Source organism: Micromonospora sp. WMMD1155 (assembly GCF_029581275.1).
Classification (GTDB): Bacteria; Actinomycetota; Actinomycetes; order Mycobacteriales; family Micromonosporaceae; genus Micromonospora.
On sequence record NZ_CP120742.1, the window covers coordinates 477,625 to 493,359 of the forward strand.

Sequence of the window (15,735 nt, forward strand, 5' to 3'; positions counted from 1 at the left end):
ATGTGACCGGGGCCGCACTGTGCGGGGCATCGGTACGCGGGCAGCGGCTCTAGGGTCGGTGGATGGGCACCCGGGCGGGGTTTCGTGGCCGCTGGCGGTCGTTGTCGCCGCTGCCGCCGCCCGGTCGGCTGCGCACGCTGTCGCTGGCCACCCTGGCCAACACTGTCGGCACGGGGTTGTGGGTGACGGCTGCGGCGCTCTACCTGACCCGCTCCGTGGGGCTCACGCCGACCGAGGTGGGGTGGGGGCTCACCATCGCAGGCCTGGTCGGGCTCACCGCGAGCGTGCCGTTCGGTGGGCTCGCCGACCGGCGTGATCCCCGAGCGTTGCGTGCGGTCCTGCAGCTGGCACAGGCCGTTGTCGCCGCCGCGTACCTGTTGGTCGGCTCCTTTCCGGTTTTCCTGTTGGTGGCCACTGTGGACGCGTTGCTGGTCTCCGGCAACCTGGCGGTCCGCGCCGCGCTGGTCGCCGCGGTCGGCGGTCCGGAGGGCCGGGTGCACGCCTTCGCGACCCTCCGCGCGGTGGCGAACCTGGGCGTCACGCTCGGCGCGGGGCTGGCCGCGTTCGCGCTGGTGGCGGACACCGGGTGGGCGTACCGGCTGCTGGTGGTCGGCAACGTCGTGACCTATCTGCTGTCGGCGGCGCTGATCATGCGACTGCCGTCGTACCCGCCGGTCCGGCGGTCCGTCCGGCCACGACCGGGTCGCGCGTTGCGCGACGGGCGCTTCCTCGCGGTCGCCGGCGCTTCGGCAGTGCTCTCCCTGCACTGGGTCGCGCTGACGCTGATCCTGCCGCTGTGGGTGGTGACCCGCACCGACGCGCCCCCGGTGACGGTCGCGGCCGTGCTGCTGGTCAACACGGTGCTCACCGTGCTGCTCGCGGTACGGCTCAGCGGGAGCGCCCGGCACGCGGTGCCGGCGGCGGCGACGATGCGGCGGGCCGGCCTGGTGCTCGCGGCCGGGATGCTGCTCTGGGCCGTGACCGCCGTCGTGCCCACCGTGGCCGCGATCGGTCTGCTCCTGGGCGCGACGGTGATCTACACGCTGGGCGATCTGTGGCACGGCGCGTCCGGGGCGGCGTTGGCCTACGACCTCGCCGCCCCGGACGCCATCGGCGCCTACCAGGGGGCCGACACGCTGCTCGCCGGGCTGGCCCGCGCGGCCGGACCGGCGTTGCTGACCTGGTTGGTCCTCGGCGGCGGCCCGGCCGGTTGGCTGGCCCTGGCCGGGCTGCTCGCGGTCACCGGTCTGGCCGTGCCACCGCTGACCCGACGGGCCCTGGCGAACCGCGCCGAGCCGCTACCCGCCGCTGGTCAGCCGATCTCCTCGTCGACGTAGCACCAGCGCCACGCCTCGCCGGGCTGCGCGGAGCGGATCACCGGGTGCCCGGTGGAGGCGAAGTGCTTGCTCGCGTGCTGGTTCGGCGACGAGTCGCAGCAGCCGACCTGCCCGCAGCTCAGGCAGGTACGCAGGTGCACCCAGTAGGTGTCGCCGACGGCGACGCAGTCCGCGCACTCGTCGGGGGTGCGCGCCTCGACGGCACCCGCCTCGGTCAGGTGCTGACAGCTCACTTCTCGACCTCCCGCAGCAACGACTCTTCCAGGTCCAGGTCACGATAGGCCCGCACCAGCACCTCCTCAGGAATCTGACCGGAGTCCCGGGCAGCCCGGAACACGTCCCGCTCGGCGTCGATCATCTCCTGCCGCAGCCGACCGTACGCCTGTGACGGGGTCTCCCGCTCGGTGCCACCGAGCCGTTCCCACGCCATGTTGGTGCGGTCCTCCACCGCTCGACGTAGCCGGTCCACCACCACCTCCGGGGCGCTGTCGGCCAACTCGTCGAGGCGTTCCTGAGCGGCCCGGCTGGCCTGCTGCTGCACACCGGCCGCGGACAGCGCGTCCTGCACCGGGTCGTCCGGTGGCAGCCGCAACCGACGCGCGACCAACGGTAGCGTGGCTCCCTGGCCGACGAGTGTGAAGACGATCACCGCGAAGGCCAACCAGATGAACAACGCCCGGGGGTACGGCTCGTCGTCGGCGAGGGTCAGCGGCAACGCGAGGGCGGCGGCCAGGGTCACCACGCCGCGCATCCCGGCCCAGCCGATGATGATCGGGAACTTCGGCGACGGCCTGGGGTCGCGGCGACGGACCCGGGGCACCAACCGGGCCAGGTAGGTGGCCGGGAAGAGCCAGACGAACCGGGTGAGGAAGACGGCGGCGAGCACCGCGAACGTGATCAGGGCGAGCGAGCCGATCGGCTCGTCGAGGTCGCGCAGCACCTCCCGCAGTTGGAGTCCGACCAGCAGGAAGACCAGGCCCTCCAGCAGGAAGCGGACCAGCCGCCAGAACGCGCCGGTCTGCAGGCGGGACGCCGCCGACAGCAACTGGGGCAGCTTGTGCCCGAGCACCAGGCCGGTGACGACGACCGCGACCACCCCGGAGGCGTGCAGGTGCTCGGCGGTGAACACCACGGCGAACGGGATGATCAGCGACAGGGCGTTGTCCAGCAGCGGGTCACTGATCCGCCGGTGCAGGAAGCCGAAGACGACCGCCCCGAGCGCCCCGATCAGGATGCCGCCGCCGGTGGCCCGCAGCACCTCGATGGCGACGTCGGCCGTGCCGACCGCCGAGCCGACGGTGGCCATCGTCGCCACCCGCAGCAGCACCAGCGCGGTGGCGTCGTTGACCAGGCTCTCCCCCTCCAGGATGGTGACGACCCGGCGGGGCAGGCCGACCCGCCGGGCCACCGCCGTGGCGGCCACCGCGTCCGGCGGGGCCACCACCGCGCCGAGGGCCAGGCAGATCGCGAACGGCAGTTGCGGCAGCAGCAGGTGCAGCACCAACCCGACCACGAACGCGGTGAACAGCACCAGGCCGACCGCGAGCAGCAGGATCGGCCGGATGTTGTTCTTGAACGCCGGCACCGAGGTCTCCAGCGCCGCCACGTAGAGCAGTGGCGGCAGGATGCCGATCAGCACCAACTCGGGCTCGAGGTGCACCTGCGGGAAGCCCGGCACGTACGACAGCGCCAGGCCGAGCACGACCAGCACGATCGGCGCGAGCAGGCCGAGCCGGCGGGCCAGCGCGGCGCCCAGGGTGGCGATCGCCAGGAAGACGACGACCGGAAACAGGCTTTCCATGGGGTACGAGCCTAGGGGTACGGGAGGACGGCCTCGATCAGCCGGCCGGGCGCAGCTTCGGCAGCACCTCGGCGCCGAACGCGTCGATGAAGTCGCGCTGCTCCTGCCCGACGTGGTGCAGGGCGATCTGGTCGAAGCCGAGTTCCAGGTACTCCTCCAGCCAGCCGACGTGGCGGCCCAGGTCCGCCGACACGTTGACCACCTCGGCGACCCGCTGCGCGGGAACGTCGGCGGAGACCGCGTCGAAGTGCTCGGCCGTCTCCAGGTCCCAACACACCGGTGGGGCGAAGACGTTGCTGCGCCACTGGTCGTACGCGATGGCCTCGGCCCGTGCCTGGTCGGGCGCCCAGGAGACGTGCACCTGCAGGTGCAGGGGCCCGCGCCCACCGGCGTCCCGGTACGCGTCGATCATCTCGCGCAGGTGCGCGGTCGGCGCGTTCACGGTGATCAGCCCGTCCGCCCACTCGGCGCACCAGCGGGCGGTGGCGACGCTGACGGCGGCGCCGACCAGCGCGGGCGGCTGTTCCGGGCGGGTCCACAGCCGGGCCCGGTCCACCCGGACCAGACCGTCGTGGCTGACCTCCTCGCCGGCCAGCAGCGCGCGGATCACGTCCACGCACTCGCGCAGCCGGGCGGCGCGGACGTCCTTGCGCGGCCACGGGTCGCCGGTGATGTGTTCGTTGCTGGCCTCGCCGGTGCCCAGCGCCGCCCAGAAACGGCCCGGGTACATCGCGCCGAGGGTGCCGATGGCCTGCGCGATGATCGCCGGGTGGTACCGCTGACCGGGTGCGTTGACCACCCCGAACGGCAGACCGGTGGCCTGCAGCGCGGCGCCCAGCCAGGACCAGGCGAAGCCGGATTGGCCCTGCCGGGCGCTCCACGGGGAGAAGTGGTCGGAGCACATGGCGGCGTCGAAGCCGGCCCGCTCGGCGTGCGTCACCGCCTTCAGGAGGGCGCGCGGACCGATCTGCTCGTGCGAGGCGTGGAATCCGAACGTCGTCATGGGCGCACTTCCTACCCACGTCGGCGTCGCCTGATGCGTGCGCTATTCCGCGTGTGCCCCCGCACCGGCCGAGGCGGCGCCCTCGCCCACCCACACCGTCTTGGTGTTGCAGAACTCCCGCATACCCAGCTCGGACAACTCCCGCCCGTAACCGGAGTTCTTCACCCCGCCGAAGGGCAGCTCCGGATAGGAGGTGGTCATGCCGTTGACGAAGACGTTCCCGGCGTCCAGGTCGGTGGCGAAGCGCTCCTGTTCGGCCGGGTCCCGGGTCCAGGCGTTCGAGCCGAGGCCGAAGCTGGTGCCGTTGGCGACCTCGATCGCCTCCTCGTAGGAGGAGACCCGGAACAGACCGGCGACCGGACCGAAGACCTCCTCGGACCACATCCGCATCTGCGGGGTCAGGTCGGTGACCACCGTCGGCGGGTAGAACCAGCCGTCACCGCCGGGCAGCTCGCCGCCGCAGAGCACCGTCGCGCCCTTGTCGACCGCGTCGCGGACCTGGGCGTGCACCTCGTCGCGGCCCCGCTCGCTGGCCAGCGGGCCGACGTCGGTGTTCGAGTCCATCGGGTCGCCGACGCGCAGGGCGGCCATGTTCGCGGCGAACCTCTCGGCGAAGGCGTCGAACACGTCGGTGTGCACGATGAACCGTTTCGCGGCGATGCAGGACTGGCCGTTGTTCTGGCACCGGGCGGTGGTGGCCACCTCGGCGGCCCGGTCCACGTCCGCCGAGGGCATCACCACGAAGGGGTCGCTGCCGCCGAGTTCCAGGACGGTCTTCTTCAGCTCCCGCCCGGCGATCTGCGCGATGGACCGACCGGCGGGCTCGCTGCCGGTGAGCGTGGCGGCGCGCACGCGGGGGTCGCTCAGGATCCGGTCGACGGCGTCCGAGCCGACCAGCACCGTGGTGAAGGCACCCTCCGGGAAGCCGGCCCGGCGGAACACGTCCTCCAGCAGCAGGGCGGTCTGCGGCACGTTCGAGGCGTGCTTGAGCAGGCCGGTGTTCCCGGCCATCAACGCCGGTGCCGCGAAACGCATCACCTGCCAGAGCGGGAAGTTCCACGGCATCACGGCGAGCACCACACCGATCGGCTGGTAGCGGATGAACGCCCTGGTCGCCTTCACGGCGGCGGCGTCGGCCGGCTCGTCGGCGAGGAACGCGGGGGCCTTGTCGGCGTAGAAGCGGGCGGCCGTGGCGCACTTGGTCACCTCGGCCTGCGCCGCCACGTACGTCTTGCCCATCTCGGTGGTCATGATCCGGGCGATCTCGTCGCGCTCGGCGTCGAGCAGGTCCGCGGCGGCGTTCATCCACCGGGCGCGCTGGTCGACTGTCGTCGTCCGCAGCTGCCGGTACGCGAGGTCGGTGCGTTCGATGGCGCCGTCGAGCTGCTCGGTGGACATCGCCTCATAGGTCTTGAGCACCTGTCCGGTGGCGGGGTTGGTGGTGGCGATGTGGGGCATCTCGTCCTCCTGTCACTCGAACAGCGAGTGTCGTACGCCCGGCTCCTCGCGGCGGCGGGCGGCGCGGCGGCGCTGGATCACGACCAGGTCGACCACGGCGACCACCGCGAAGATCGCACAGAGCACGCCGAGCCAGGCGATGCCGGCCCAGAACGCCAACACCGCGAAGATCACCATGATCACCAGCCCGAAGCCGGCGAGGGTGAGCCGGAGGTTCAGCGCGCTGTAGGCGTGGCCGACCGTGCCACGGGCGCGCCGGGGCTGCGATCTCGTCATACCCACGCACCTACCCCCGATCGGCCGGGTTAACCGGCGGTGCGCGCTCCCAGCCCCCGGCGGGCTGGTGTGCTCGATTACATCCGTTCGCGCCGCAGCCCCGCCGACCGCAGGATGGGCGCATGTCAATGACCCTCACCGTGCCGGTGACCGTCGCCATCGCCCGCCGTGTCGACCCGGGCCGGTCCAGCGAGATGGTGGCCTGGATGCGGGCCGGCACCGCGCTGGCCGAGGCGTTCCCCGGGTTCCTCGGCGCCGGTTGGGTGCAGAGCGGCCCGGGTTCGCCGGAGTGGCACATGCTCTACCGATTCGCCGACGCCGAGACGCTGCGCCGGTGGGAGGAGTCCCCGCAGCGGCACTGGTGGCTCAGCTCGGCGCAGGGCATCGTCGAGCACACCCGGGTCGAGCGGCGTACCGGGATCGAGGGTTGGTTCGACCCGCCGTCGGAGCACTCGGTGGACCCGGTGGAGCCGGCCCCGCCCGCGTCGCCGCCCCGCTGGAAGCAGGCGGTGACCATCTGGCTGGCGTTCTTTCCGCTGAGCCTCAGCGCCACACTGCTGACGAGTCACTTCCTCGACGCGGTGCCGCTGGCGGCGCGGGTGCTGCTGATGACGCTCTGCCTGACCCCGCTGATGACGTACCTGGTGCTGCCCCGGATCACCAGGGCGTTGCACTGGTGGCTGCACGGCCAGCGGGCGCCCTGGCGGGGCTTATAGCACCCCGCCAGCGCCCACGTCGGCGCTCTGCCGCATAGCCGACAGCAACTTCCCGACAAACCCCGTCCTGCGCATAGAGTTACCGCGCTGTCGCTCTGTGCTGCCGGAACGGGAGACATCATGCCTCGACGCTGGGTCGCCGCCCTGGCCTGTCTCGCGGCCCTGGTGGCACTGGCCTGCGAGGGCGGCACGTCCGCGGACCCCCGCCCCACCAGGAGCACCCCGCCGTCGGGCGGGCCGGGCGGCATCGCCGCACTCGGCGATTCGATCACCACCGGCTTCGCGTCCTGCCTGGTGCTGACGTCCTGCGAGCGCAACTCCTGGTCGACGGGGGACGGCCTGCGGGTGCAGAGCCACTACCGTCGGCTGCTGGAGCAGGATTCGGCGATCCGCGACCGGACGTACAACCACGCCCGTCCCGGCGCCCGCGCGGACGCCCTGGAGGGCCAGGCCCGGGCGGCGGTACGCGACCGCCCCGACTACGTCACCGTGCTGATCGGCGCCAACGACGTCTGCCGGGGCGGGGCGGACGCGATGACGCCGGTCGCCGAGTTCCGCGCCGACGTCGACCGGGGCCTACGGGTGCTGCGGACGGGCCGCCCGAAGGCCCGGGTGCTGGTGGTGAGCATCCCCGACCTGTACCGGCTCTGGGAGGTCGGGCACGGCGACTCCCGGGCCGTCCGCGCCTGGCGGCGGGGCATCTGCCCGGCCCTGCTGGCCGAGGCGACCTCGACGGCGCCCGCCGACCGGGCACGCCGGGCCGCCGTGCGGGAGCGGATCCAGGCGTACAACACCGAACTGGTGGCGGCCTGCCGGGCGTACGGCTCACGCTGCCGGCACGACGGCGGCGCGGTGCACAAGGTCCGGTTCACCCTGGACCTGCTCAACCCGCTGGACTGGTTCCACCCCAACGCCACCGGTCAGGGCCGCATCGCCGAGGTCACCTGGCGCTCCTCCGGCCTGGCGAGCTGACCGGCCCGGCCGACCGTCAGCGCTGGCGGGGCTCCGGTACGGAGGCGCCCCGGGAGCGGAAGAGAGCCCGGGACCGCTTCGCGAGATCCTTGGTGGCCGACGAGTTGGCCCAGGTGCCGAGCACTATCGCCGCACCGGGGATGACCTTGGCGACCATCCGCTTGGCGGCCCGGACACCGGCCATCTGGGCCAGGCGGACGCCGAGTTGCAGCATGACCCGACCGAGCGGGCGCTGGCCACGCAGGCCGAAGAGCGCGTCGGCGCGTTCCCGACCGGCGGCCACGCCGAGAGCCAACCGGGCACTCTCGGCGACCTTGTGCACGCGCTGGAGGACCAGCAGGTCGGTGGCCCGGTCGCCGTGCAGCGGGTCGACGTCGTAGGCGGCGGCGATGTGCAGCACCATCCGCGCCTGGGTCCAGGCAAGCACGCCCACGTCGATCACGGCCCCGGGCAGCCCGGCCGCTCCCGACACCGCGCCGGACAGCCGGGCCAGGTTGACGAACTTGCGGGTCGCCTGGTCGGCGAGGACGTCGGCCGACACGCCGGGCTGCTCGGCCCGGGCCCGAGCGGCCCACTGCGCGGCCTCCGGCCCGAGCCGGCGGACGGCCTCCAGGGCGAGGTGTTCCGGTGCGTACTGCGGGTCGTCGCGCATCCGGTCCCAGAGGCGGGCCGGCGGACCCTCGGGGGCGTCCACCGGCCCGGCCGGCTGGCCGGCGGACGGCTGTGGAGTGGGAACGGCGGGCTGGCCGCCGACGGGTGGGGTGTCGGTCACCGGGTCTCCCCAGGGGTGGAGATGGCGGACAGGGCGGCCGATGGAGCGGTCAGCGGCGGCGGTTGGACAGCCGGGCCGCCAGCCCCTTGAGCTTCTGCTGGTTGGCCGGCTTCGCCATCTCCCGGCGGCCTCGCTCCACCAACTGCTGCCCCTTCGGCGATCTGAGGAACGTGGTGATTCGCTGCATCAGTGACATGGCGTCCTCCTGTCGATGATCCCTGCGTCATGTGTACCCCTAACCCGCAACACATGTACCCGGGATGCGACAGCCTCAACCCTGACCGTCCATAGTGGTCGGTAGGTTACCGCCCCGCCGGTACGAGGGCGTCGACGACCCGGGTGGCGCGCCATTCGTGCTGCTGGTAGTGCTCGGGGTACGCGGACACCTGCACCGCCTGCGCGGCGTCGGTCAGCCGCATCCCCTCCCAGCCGGGCACCTGCTCCAGCGCGGCGAGGAACTGCCGGGTGGCGAACTCCGGGTCCATCAGCCGACCCACCGGGCCCCAACCGCTGCTCGACCGCTGCTGGAACAACCCGACCGAGTCGTGGTCCCAGCCGACGCCCTGGTGCGGGTAGTCCTGCGATTCGGGCAGGACGCCGCTGGCCACGTTGTAGAGGTTGCTCTCCTGCATGGCGGTGGCCACCGCGATCACCAACCCGCGGCGGGGCACCCCCATCTTCCGGCCGGTACGGACGATCGTCTCGGCGTTCTGCATCTGGGCCCGGTCCAGGCCGGCGACGGGAGCCGGACGGGTCGGGCGAGCCGGGGCTGCCTTGCGGGCCGGAGCCGTGGTGTCCGGGTCGGCCGGGGTCGCCGTGGCGGAGGCGCTCGGGGCAGCCGTCCGGTCGAGGCCACGCGAGGCGGTCTGCTGCTCGGCACGCTGCGCCAGCTCGGAGCCGGCCGGTGACGCGCCCCGCGTCGCGGCGTCGGCGCTCTCGTACCGGACCTGCGCGACGGCGGCCAGCCCGAGGCAGCAGACCACCCCGGTGGCGAGGGCCACCTGCGCCCGCCGTCGACCGGTCAGGTCCCGGGCGTACGCCCGGAGCCGACTCGCGGCGGTTGTCCGTTCGGTTGAGGTGCCGTCCTCCATATGGGCAGTGGGGCTGCTCGGGGCGTACGGGTCGTCGAGGGTGCCGTCGTCACGCATCAACCGAGGCTAGGCAGGGCGAAACGCCGATCACGCACGGTGATCACGTGGCGATCGCCACACATCCGGCCCGCACCGGTGGACGACCGGGTCGGGTCGACCCGGTCGGGGAACAGACCTCGCGTACCGGATGAAAACGGCAGCCCACTCAGGTCGGTCCGGTCGTTGACAGGCCGGGACATCGAACCCTCGGACCTGACATGATCGACAAACTCGGCCTTTGGGCCGAACTCGACCTCCACCGAACGGTCAACGCGGAACACCTCGCGACGAAAAGAGGTGATTGGTCCGGTCACGCCCATCCCCCGGGCGGCGGATCGCCCGGAGCAGGAATGCGCCAGGATGGCGGGTACGTTGCCCGAACGGGTGCCCTCCGTCGCGACGGCACCCCGCAGGCACATTTCAGGGAGGTCCGCACCGGTGCTCGACCCACACGAGCTCTACCAGCTCACCGACGATCTGCCCGACCTCGGGCAACCGGTCCTGATCCAGGCCCTCACCGGGTTCGTGGACGCCGGCAACGCCAGCCGGCTGGCGCGCGAGCAACTGCTCACCTCGCTGGAGGGCCGGCCGATCGCCACCTTCGACGTCGACCAGCTCTTCGACTACCGATCGCGACGACCGGTGATGACCTTCGTCGAGGACCACTGGGAGAGCGTCGACTCGCCCACGCTGGAGCTGCACCTGCTGCACGACGACGACGAAACCCCCTTCCTGCTGCTCACCGGCCCCGAGCCGGACCTGCAGTGGGAACGGTTCGTGGCCGCCGTAGCCGGGCTCGCCGCCCGGTTGGACGTCCGGCTCACCGTCGGCCTCAACTCGATCCCGATGGCGGTGCCGCACACCCGTCCCACCGGGGTGACCGCGCACGCCACCCGCCCGGAGCTGATCGCCGGCTACGAGCCCTGGCTGCAACGCGTCCAGGTGCCCGGCAGCGTCGGTCACCTGCTGGAGTTCCGCCTCGGCGAGCAGGGCCGCGACGCGCTGGGCTTCGCCGCCCACGTGCCGCACTACGTGGCGCAGACCGAGTACCCGGCCGCCGCCGAGGTGCTGCTCACCTCGGTGTCCCGCAGCACCGGCCTGCTGCTGCCCGGCGACGGGCTGCGCTCGGCCGCCGAGGTGGTTCGGGTGGAGATCGACCGGCAGGTCGCCCAGACCGACGACGCGGCAGCCCTGGTCCAGGCCCTGGAGGAGCAGTACGACGCGTTCGCCCGAGGCCGGGGCGAGAAGAGCCTGCTCGCCCCGGACGCCGGGCCCCTGCCCACCGCCGACGAACTCGGCGCGGAACTGGAGCGGTTCCTGGCCGAACAGACCCGTCCCGGCGACACCCCGGCCGGCTGACCCGGCGTCGCGGCGGCGGATGCGGCAGGCTGGGGGCATGCGCCTGGCGACCTGGAACGTCAACTCGGTGAAGGCCCGCCTACCCCGGCTACTGGAGTGGCTGGCCGACACCGGGCCGGACGTCGTCTGCCTGCAGGAGACCAAGTGCCCGGACGGCGCCTTCCCGGTGACCGAGGTGGGCGAGCTGGGCTACACCGTCGCCAGCCACAGCGACGGCCGCTGGAACGGGGTCGCCATCCTGTCCCGGGTCGGGCTGGACGACGTGCGGGTCGGGTTCGCCGGCGAGCCCGGCTTCCCCGCCCCGGAGGCCCGGGCCATCTCCGCGACCTGCGACGGGGTCCGGGTCTGGTCGGTGTACGTGCCCAACGGCCGGACGCCGGACGACCCGCACTACGCGTACAAGTTGGCCTGGTTCGCGGCACTACGCGACGCGCTGGACACGGAGTTGGCCGGCGGGCTTCCGCTGGTGGTCAGCGGCGACTTCAACGTCGCCCCGACCGACGCCGACGTCTGGGACCCGGCGGTCTTCACCCACTCCACCCACGTCACCCCGGCCGAGCGGGCAGCCCTCGCCGCGCTGCGCGACCTCGGCCTCAGCGACGTCGTACCCACCCCGATGAAGGGGCCACACCCCTTCACCTACTGGGACTACCGCGCCGGGATGTTCCACCAGAACAAGGGCATGAGGATCGACCTGGTGTACGCGTCCGCGCCGTTCGCCCGAGCGGTCCGCTCGGCCTACGTGGACCGGGAGGCGCGCAAGGGCAAGGGCCCCTCCGACCACGCGCCGATCGTCGTCGACGCGGACCTGGTGCCTGCGGTGGAGACGTTCTGAGCCTGGCTAGGGTGGGCAGATGGCAGTCGTGAAGATCAACGCTATCGAGGTCCCGCCCGGTGGTGGCGCCGAGCTGGAGAAGCGGTTCGCCGCCCGAGCCGGCACCGTGGAAGACTCCCCCGGCTTCCTCGGCTTCGAGTTGCTCCGCCCCGTGGCCGGCGAGACCCGCTACTTCGTCTACACCAAGTGGGAGAGCGAGGAGGCGTACCAGGCGTGGGCCGCCGGCCCCTCTCGCGCCGCCCACGCCAGCGCCCCCGGCGAGAAGCCGCGCCCCCCGGTCGCCACCGGAGCCAGCCTGCTGGAGTTCGAGGTGGCGCTGCACGTCCCCCGACCCTGACCGGCCGCTCCCCAGCCCTGCCCACAGCCCCACCCGGGGCTTGATCCACTCGGTTTCTTTGATGTCGGGGTGTCCGGACGACTCGGTCACCCCGATTTCCTTGAAGGCGAGTGGATCAAGCGCTAGAGCGCCTCGCTGCTTATCGGAGAAACTGAAGGCCGGCGATGTCGCTGTCGGTACACCGCGGGGACGAGTGGTCACTGTTTCTGGAACATGACTGCGGCGACGTCCGCCAGGAGCGCCAGCGACCAATCGAGCTGCGGACAGTCACCGTGACCTCGGCGCTCTAGGCAGCCACCTGCCTGCCAGGGCCCGTCGACCGCCCGAGTCCAATGCGCGTCGAGTACGCGCTTCGCCACGAACAACTCGGTCGCCCTGGACACCGGCTCGTCGATGGGCATGTGCGACACCTCCATGCGTCCTGGAAGCAACTGCCCCGGGGGCAGAGTCTGACGTCTTGCTCCCCGGGGGGCGCCGGATACCTCGGAGTGCTGAAGTCCAGAACCACCCGACTGTCTCACTGTATCCACTGTCTCAGTGTAGTCAGGTTCTCACTGTATCTACTTTGCTGGATCGTCGCCTTGTCCTGTTCGTGCCAGGGCTGGAAACATGATCTCCGCTGAAGTCCAGGAGAGTCGATCATGCCAACCAGACCACCGCACTACCGCCGCGTCGCGGACGACATCGAGCAGAAGATCCGCTCCGGTGAATACCGACCTGGGCACCAGTTGCCGTCCGTCTCGGAGATCGGCGAGATCTACAACGTCGCCCGGTCAACCGCGTACCGCGCCGTCAAAGAGCTGCATGACCGCAACCTCGTCTACGGACAGCAAGGCCAAGGCGTGTTCGTCGCCGAGGCCGAGTAGCGCTGCACCCGACGGGCCGCCCCAGAGCTTGGTCCACTCCGGTTCGGCGAACTCGGGGTGTCCGGGCCGCTGGGATACCCCGACTTCGGCGAAGGCGAGTGGATCAAGCGCCGGAGCGTGGCCTCAGGCCTTGCGGGTGGACTGGAAGGTGGCAAAGGCGATGACGTTGTCGGCGTAGCCGGTGCGTCCACCGATGAACTGCCCGCCGCAGGTGATCAACCGCAGACCGGGAGGCCCGTCGTGGCCGTAGATCCGTTCGGCGGGCAACTGGTCCTTCGGGAAGTGCTCCACGGTGTCGACCCGGAACACCACCACCGACTCGTCCGCGCGGGCCACCTCGATCAGGTCGCCGGGCTTCAGTTTGCCCAGGTCGTAGAAGACCGACGGGCCGGTCTTGGTGTCCACGTGCCCGACGATCACCGACGGGCCGGGCTCGCCGGGCGTGGGCCCACGGTCGTACCAGCCGGTCTCGTTGTGCCGCTCCAAGGGCGGTACGGCGATCGAGCCGTCCCGTGCCTGCCCGACCGGCTCCACCGGCGCGGCCACCTTGATCGTCGGGATGGTGAGGCGCACCGGGCGACTGGCCGACAACCCCACGGACTCGCTGCGGGGCGGTCGGTCGCCGCCGGTCGGGGCGAAGTCGAACGGGCCGACCGAGCGGCCCAACCCCGCCCCGGTGGCGAAGACCCCGGCCAGCACCAGCACCACGGCCAGCGGCACCGACCAGGGGCTACGACCAGAGGGCCGGCTACGCCGGGGCGTGACGGCGGTCGGCGGGCGTGCGGCCACAGTCGGGCGGTCGGGGCTGAGCGGACTGTCGTCCAGCGGTAGCCGGTGGACGTCGAAGCGATCGTCCGTCGGCCACCGGTCGTCACGCGGAAGCCGGTCGTCACGCGGGAACCGGTCGTCGAAGCGGTCGTCCGGCGGCGTGCGGTCGTCCCGGGCGCGGCGGTCGTCGAGGCGGTCGTCGCGCGCTGGGCGTGGGCCGGAGGACGGGCGTGGGCCCGACGACGGGCGTGGGCCCGACGACGGACGGGCACCGGGGGACGGGCGGGGACCGGGCGGCGGCGACGCGGGTCGGAAGATCTCCATGGCCGACTCAGCGCCCGGCGCCACGGACCAGACGCGGCCGACGCAGCGCCACCACAGCGAGGACCAACCCCGTGATGGTCAGCGCCGCACCGACGGGCAGCAGCAGTTGCCCGCTGACTCCGCCGGCACCACCACCGAAGCCGGTGGCCGGACCCCGACTGGGTTGGGGGGACGGCACCTTCTTGACCACCTGGAGCATGGTCGAGGCCGTCTCGCCGTCCCGGCACTCCAACTTGACCCGGTAGTTGCCGGGGCGGGTGCGCTCGCGCACCATCGGCGCGGCGGTGAGCACCCCGCGCTGCGGCTGCACGCCGACCGCGCCGAACGCGTCCGACACGACCGTCGCACCCACCGAGTTGTCCCGGCAGCTGGCCCGGATGCCGACCAGGTAGCCGGGCTGCACCGTGCTCGGGCTCACCTCGACGAAGATGTCCACCGGCCCCGGCTGGGGCGCGCCACCGGGCGGCCCTCCGGGCTGCGGCGCGGGCGCCGCGGCGGCGGCGTACTGCGGCACGGCGAGCACCGCGTCGACGGCCGCAGGAGCAGCGAGCACCGCGCCGACGGCCGCAGGGGCAGCGAGCGCCCCGCCGACGGCCGCAGGGGCAGCGAGCGCCCCGCCGACGGCCGCAGGGGCAGCGAGCACCGCGCCGACCGGCTCGGACACGACGGGCACGGAGGAACCGGCAGGCGAGAGAGGGGCAGCGAGCGCGGCAGAACCGGCAAGCGAGGGAGGAGCAGCGACCGCAGCAGGGGCGGCAAGCAATGGGGCGGCAAGCAATGGGGCGGCAAGCAATGGGGCGGCAAGCAGCGGGCCGACGAGCGCGGTCAGCACGGAAAGGATCACGCCGCCACGGGTCACTGTCACGATGCCCCCTCTCGACGCCGTGCGGCCGTGTCGGGCAGCGGAGCACCCGACCTGCCGTACCAGTTGGATCCTCTCATTTCCGGTCGCACATCACATCCGATCAGCCGACGGGGTCGCGTACGCTCGGGTCGCTGTGACCACCACCGACCATGACCCCGCCGTCCCGCCCGTGAGCCGGACGATCCGCACGTTCCACCCCCGCCGGGGTCGGATGAGCGACCGGCAGACCGACGCCCTGGGCCGGCTCTGGCCCGCGTACGGCCTGGATGTGCCGGACGGACCGGTCGTGCCCGTCGACCTGGCCGACCTGTTCGGTCGCCGGGCGCCGGTCGTGCTGGAGATCGGCTCGGGCATGGGCGACAGCACCGCCGCGATGGCTGCCGCCGACCCGGACCGAGATTATCTGGCGGTCGAGGTGCACACGCCGGGAATCGCCAACCTGCTCGACCTGGTGGAGCGGGGTGGCCTGCGCAACGTACGGGTCGCGCAGGGCGATGCGTTGTCCCTGGTCAGCGGCTTGCCCGAGGGTGCGCTCGATGCCGTGCACGTCTTCTTCCCAGACCCGTGGCCGAAGACGCGCCACCACAAACGGCGGATCATCCAGCCGGCGCACGTGGCGTTGCTGCGGTCCCGGCTGCGCTCCGGCGGCACGCTGCACTGCGCGACCGACTGGGCCGAGTACGCCGAGGCGATGCGGGAGACCCTGGACGCGGATCCGGAGTTGGTGGACGCGTACGGCGGCTTCGTGCCGCGTCCGGCGCACCGCCCGGTGACGAAGTTCGAGCGGCGGGCGATCACGGCCGGTCGACCGGTCGCCGACCTGATCTACCGACGCCGCTGACCGAGGGAGGCCACCCGCCGTGGGCCGACGGAGGCCGCCCGTGGAGGGGCCGGCGGAGGCCGGGTTGGCGTACCG

Annotated in this window: 20 protein-coding genes; 8 read left to right on the forward strand and 12 right to left on the reverse strand. The window is 72.5% G+C overall.

Annotated elements, in window-relative coordinates; all coding sequences use genetic code 11:
- The first annotated feature begins 62 nt into the window (after positions 1-62).
- Positions 63-1,337: an MFS transporter gene (locus O7617_RS01925; RefSeq protein ID WP_282261063.1), complete on the forward strand. Its 1,275-nt coding sequence runs from the start codon at positions 63-65 to the stop codon at positions 1,335-1,337.
- On the opposite strand, the gene O7617_RS01930 is transcribed toward O7617_RS01925, so the two are convergent.
- Genes O7617_RS01930 through O7617_RS01950 form a run of 5 tightly spaced genes read right to left on the reverse strand, consistent with a single transcriptional unit; the run spans position 1,313 to position 5,875 of the window.
- Positions 1,313-1,570 carry a UBP-type zinc finger domain-containing protein gene (locus O7617_RS01930; protein ID WP_282261065.1) on the reverse strand — a complete coding sequence of 86 codons (258 nt, stop codon included), beginning with the start codon at positions 1,568-1,570 and terminating at the stop codon, positions 1,313-1,315. The genes O7617_RS01925 and O7617_RS01930 overlap by 25 nt on opposite strands.
- The gene (locus O7617_RS01935; RefSeq protein WP_282261067.1) at positions 1,567-3,138 is read right to left on the reverse strand and encodes a Na+/H+ antiporter; all 1,572 of its coding nucleotides are present in this window, start codon (positions 3,136-3,138) and stop codon (positions 1,567-1,569) included. Before O7617_RS01935 ends, O7617_RS01930 begins: the two co-directional genes overlap by 4 nt.
- A gap of 37 nt (positions 3,139-3,175) precedes the next feature.
- A complete protein-coding gene (locus tag O7617_RS01940; protein WP_282261070.1) occupies positions 3,176-4,141 on the reverse strand; it encodes a TIGR03885 family FMN-dependent LLM class oxidoreductase in 966 nt (321 codons plus the stop codon).
- A 42-nt stretch (positions 4,142-4,183) separates the two neighbouring features.
- Positions 4,184-5,599, reverse strand: a complete 1,416-nt coding sequence (locus O7617_RS01945; protein ID WP_282261072.1) for an NADP-dependent succinic semialdehyde dehydrogenase — start codon at positions 5,597-5,599, stop codon at positions 4,184-4,186.
- Between the two features lie 12 nt (positions 5,600-5,611).
- Positions 5,612-5,875 carry a DUF6343 family protein gene (locus O7617_RS01950; RefSeq protein ID WP_282261074.1) on the reverse strand — a complete coding sequence of 88 codons (264 nt, stop codon included), beginning with the start codon at positions 5,873-5,875 and terminating at the stop codon, positions 5,612-5,614.
- 122 nt (positions 5,876-5,997) lie between these two features.
- On the opposite strand from O7617_RS01950, the gene O7617_RS01955 reads away from it, so the two are divergent.
- Both O7617_RS01955 and O7617_RS01960 read left to right on the forward strand, forming a co-directional pair.
- Positions 5,998-6,591, forward strand: a complete 594-nt coding sequence (locus O7617_RS01955; protein ID WP_282261075.1) for an antibiotic biosynthesis monooxygenase — start codon at positions 5,998-6,000, stop codon at positions 6,589-6,591.
- Between the two features lie 120 nt (positions 6,592-6,711).
- Positions 6,712-7,563 carry a GDSL-type esterase/lipase family protein gene (locus tag O7617_RS01960; protein ID WP_282261076.1) on the forward strand — a complete coding sequence of 284 codons (852 nt, stop codon included), beginning with the start codon at positions 6,712-6,714 and terminating at the stop codon, positions 7,561-7,563.
- A 16-nt stretch (positions 7,564-7,579) separates the two neighbouring features.
- Here the strand turns inward: O7617_RS01960 and O7617_RS01965 are convergent, their stop codons facing one another.
- From O7617_RS01965 to O7617_RS01980, 4 genes are all read right to left on the reverse strand, one after another.
- Positions 7,580-8,335: an EcsC family protein gene (locus tag O7617_RS01965; RefSeq protein WP_282261077.1), complete on the reverse strand. Its 756-nt coding sequence runs from the start codon at positions 8,333-8,335 to the stop codon at positions 7,580-7,582.
- Positions 8,336-8,384: 49 nt separating this feature from the next.
- Entirely contained in the window at positions 8,385-8,531 is a 147-nt protein-coding gene (locus O7617_RS01970) for a hypothetical protein (protein WP_165435705.1), read from the reverse strand.
- Positions 8,532-8,637: 106 nt separating this feature from the next.
- Positions 8,638-9,483 (reverse strand): peptidase M23, encoded by an 846-nt coding sequence (locus tag O7617_RS01975; RefSeq protein WP_282261078.1) that lies wholly within the window; start codon positions 9,481-9,483, stop codon positions 8,638-8,640.
- Positions 9,483-9,779: a hypothetical protein gene (locus O7617_RS01980; RefSeq protein WP_282261079.1), complete on the reverse strand. Its 297-nt coding sequence runs from the start codon at positions 9,777-9,779 to the stop codon at positions 9,483-9,485. Before O7617_RS01980 ends, O7617_RS01975 begins: the two co-directional genes overlap by 1 nt.
- A gap of 124 nt (positions 9,780-9,903) precedes the next feature.
- On the opposite strand from O7617_RS01980, the gene O7617_RS01985 reads away from it, so the two are divergent.
- Genes O7617_RS01985 through O7617_RS01995 form a run of 3 tightly spaced genes read left to right on the forward strand, consistent with a single transcriptional unit; the run spans position 9,904 to position 11,996 of the window.
- Positions 9,904-10,824 (forward strand): PAC2 family protein, encoded by a 921-nt coding sequence (locus tag O7617_RS01985; protein WP_282261080.1) that lies wholly within the window; start codon positions 9,904-9,906, stop codon positions 10,822-10,824.
- A gap of 37 nt (positions 10,825-10,861) precedes the next feature.
- Positions 10,862-11,659 (forward strand): exodeoxyribonuclease III, encoded by a 798-nt coding sequence (locus tag O7617_RS01990; protein WP_282261081.1) that lies wholly within the window; start codon positions 10,862-10,864, stop codon positions 11,657-11,659.
- A gap of 19 nt (positions 11,660-11,678) precedes the next feature.
- Positions 11,679-11,996 (forward strand): antibiotic biosynthesis monooxygenase, encoded by a 318-nt coding sequence (locus tag O7617_RS01995; RefSeq protein WP_282261082.1) that lies wholly within the window; start codon positions 11,679-11,681, stop codon positions 11,994-11,996.
- Positions 11,997-12,193: 197 nt separating this feature from the next.
- On the opposite strand, the gene O7617_RS02000 is transcribed toward O7617_RS01995, so the two are convergent.
- A complete protein-coding gene (locus O7617_RS02000) occupies positions 12,194-12,397 on the reverse strand; it encodes a hypothetical protein (protein ID WP_282261083.1) in 204 nt (67 codons plus the stop codon).
- A 240-nt stretch (positions 12,398-12,637) separates the two neighbouring features.
- Here O7617_RS02000 and O7617_RS02005 point away from each other — a divergent pair, with 240 nt between their 5' ends.
- Positions 12,638-12,862, forward strand: a complete 225-nt coding sequence (locus O7617_RS02005) for a GntR family transcriptional regulator (protein ID WP_269680043.1) — start codon at positions 12,638-12,640, stop codon at positions 12,860-12,862.
- A 123-nt stretch (positions 12,863-12,985) separates the two neighbouring features.
- Here O7617_RS02005 and O7617_RS02010 read toward each other — a convergent pair whose 3' ends face one another.
- Both O7617_RS02010 and O7617_RS02015 read right to left on the reverse strand, forming a co-directional pair.
- A complete protein-coding gene (locus tag O7617_RS02010) occupies positions 12,986-13,651 on the reverse strand; it encodes a class F sortase (protein ID WP_282264610.1) in 666 nt (221 codons plus the stop codon).
- 310 nt (positions 13,652-13,961) lie between these two features.
- Complete coding sequence (locus tag O7617_RS02015; protein WP_282264611.1) at positions 13,962-14,597, reverse strand: hypothetical protein; 636 nt, start codon at positions 14,595-14,597, stop codon at positions 13,962-13,964.
- Positions 14,598-15,030: 433 nt separating this feature from the next.
- Here O7617_RS02015 and trmB point away from each other — a divergent pair, with 433 nt between their 5' ends.
- Complete coding sequence (gene trmB, locus O7617_RS02020; protein WP_282264612.1) at positions 15,031-15,660, forward strand: tRNA (guanosine(46)-N7)-methyltransferase TrmB; 630 nt, start codon at positions 15,031-15,033, stop codon at positions 15,658-15,660.
- The last annotated feature ends 75 nt before the right edge of the window (positions 15,661-15,735 follow it).

What these genes read in the sequence shown, in the direction of transcription:
- O7617_RS01925 (WP_282261063.1), top strand. Translation starts at nt 63, where the DNA reads ATGGGCACCCGGGCGGGGTTTCGTGGCCGCTGGCGGTCGTTGTCGCCG.
- O7617_RS01935 (WP_282261067.1), bottom strand. Translation starts at nt 3,138, where the DNA reads ATGGAAAGCCTGTTTCCGGTCGTCGTCTTCCTGGCGATCGCCACCCTG.
- O7617_RS01940 (WP_282261070.1), bottom strand. Translation starts at nt 4,141, where the DNA reads ATGACGACGTTCGGATTCCACGCCTCGCACGAGCAGATCGGTCCGCGC.
- O7617_RS01945 (WP_282261072.1), bottom strand. Translation starts at nt 5,599, where the DNA reads ATGCCCCACATCGCCACCACCAACCCCGCCACCGGACAGGTGCTCAAG.
- O7617_RS01950 (WP_282261074.1), bottom strand. Translation starts at nt 5,875, where the DNA reads ATGACGAGATCGCAGCCCCGGCGCGCCCGTGGCACGGTCGGCCACGCC.
- O7617_RS01955 (WP_282261075.1), top strand. Translation starts at nt 5,998, where the DNA reads ATGTCAATGACCCTCACCGTGCCGGTGACCGTCGCCATCGCCCGCCGT.
- O7617_RS01960 (WP_282261076.1), top strand. Translation starts at nt 6,712, where the DNA reads ATGCCTCGACGCTGGGTCGCCGCCCTGGCCTGTCTCGCGGCCCTGGTG.
- O7617_RS01970 (WP_165435705.1), bottom strand. Translation starts at nt 8,531, where the DNA reads ATGTCACTGATGCAGCGAATCACCACGTTCCTCAGATCGCCGAAGGGG.
- O7617_RS01975 (WP_282261078.1), bottom strand. Translation starts at nt 9,483, where the DNA reads ATGCGTGACGACGGCACCCTCGACGACCCGTACGCCCCGAGCAGCCCC.
- O7617_RS01990 (WP_282261081.1), top strand. Translation starts at nt 10,862, where the DNA reads ATGCGCCTGGCGACCTGGAACGTCAACTCGGTGAAGGCCCGCCTACCC.
- O7617_RS01995 (WP_282261082.1), top strand. Translation starts at nt 11,679, where the DNA reads ATGGCAGTCGTGAAGATCAACGCTATCGAGGTCCCGCCCGGTGGTGGC.
- O7617_RS02000 (WP_282261083.1), bottom strand. Translation starts at nt 12,397, where the DNA reads ATGCCCATCGACGAGCCGGTGTCCAGGGCGACCGAGTTGTTCGTGGCG.
- O7617_RS02005 (WP_269680043.1), top strand. Translation starts at nt 12,638, where the DNA reads ATGCCAACCAGACCACCGCACTACCGCCGCGTCGCGGACGACATCGAG.
- trmB (WP_282264612.1), top strand. Translation starts at nt 15,031, where the DNA reads ATGAGCGACCGGCAGACCGACGCCCTGGGCCGGCTCTGGCCCGCGTAC.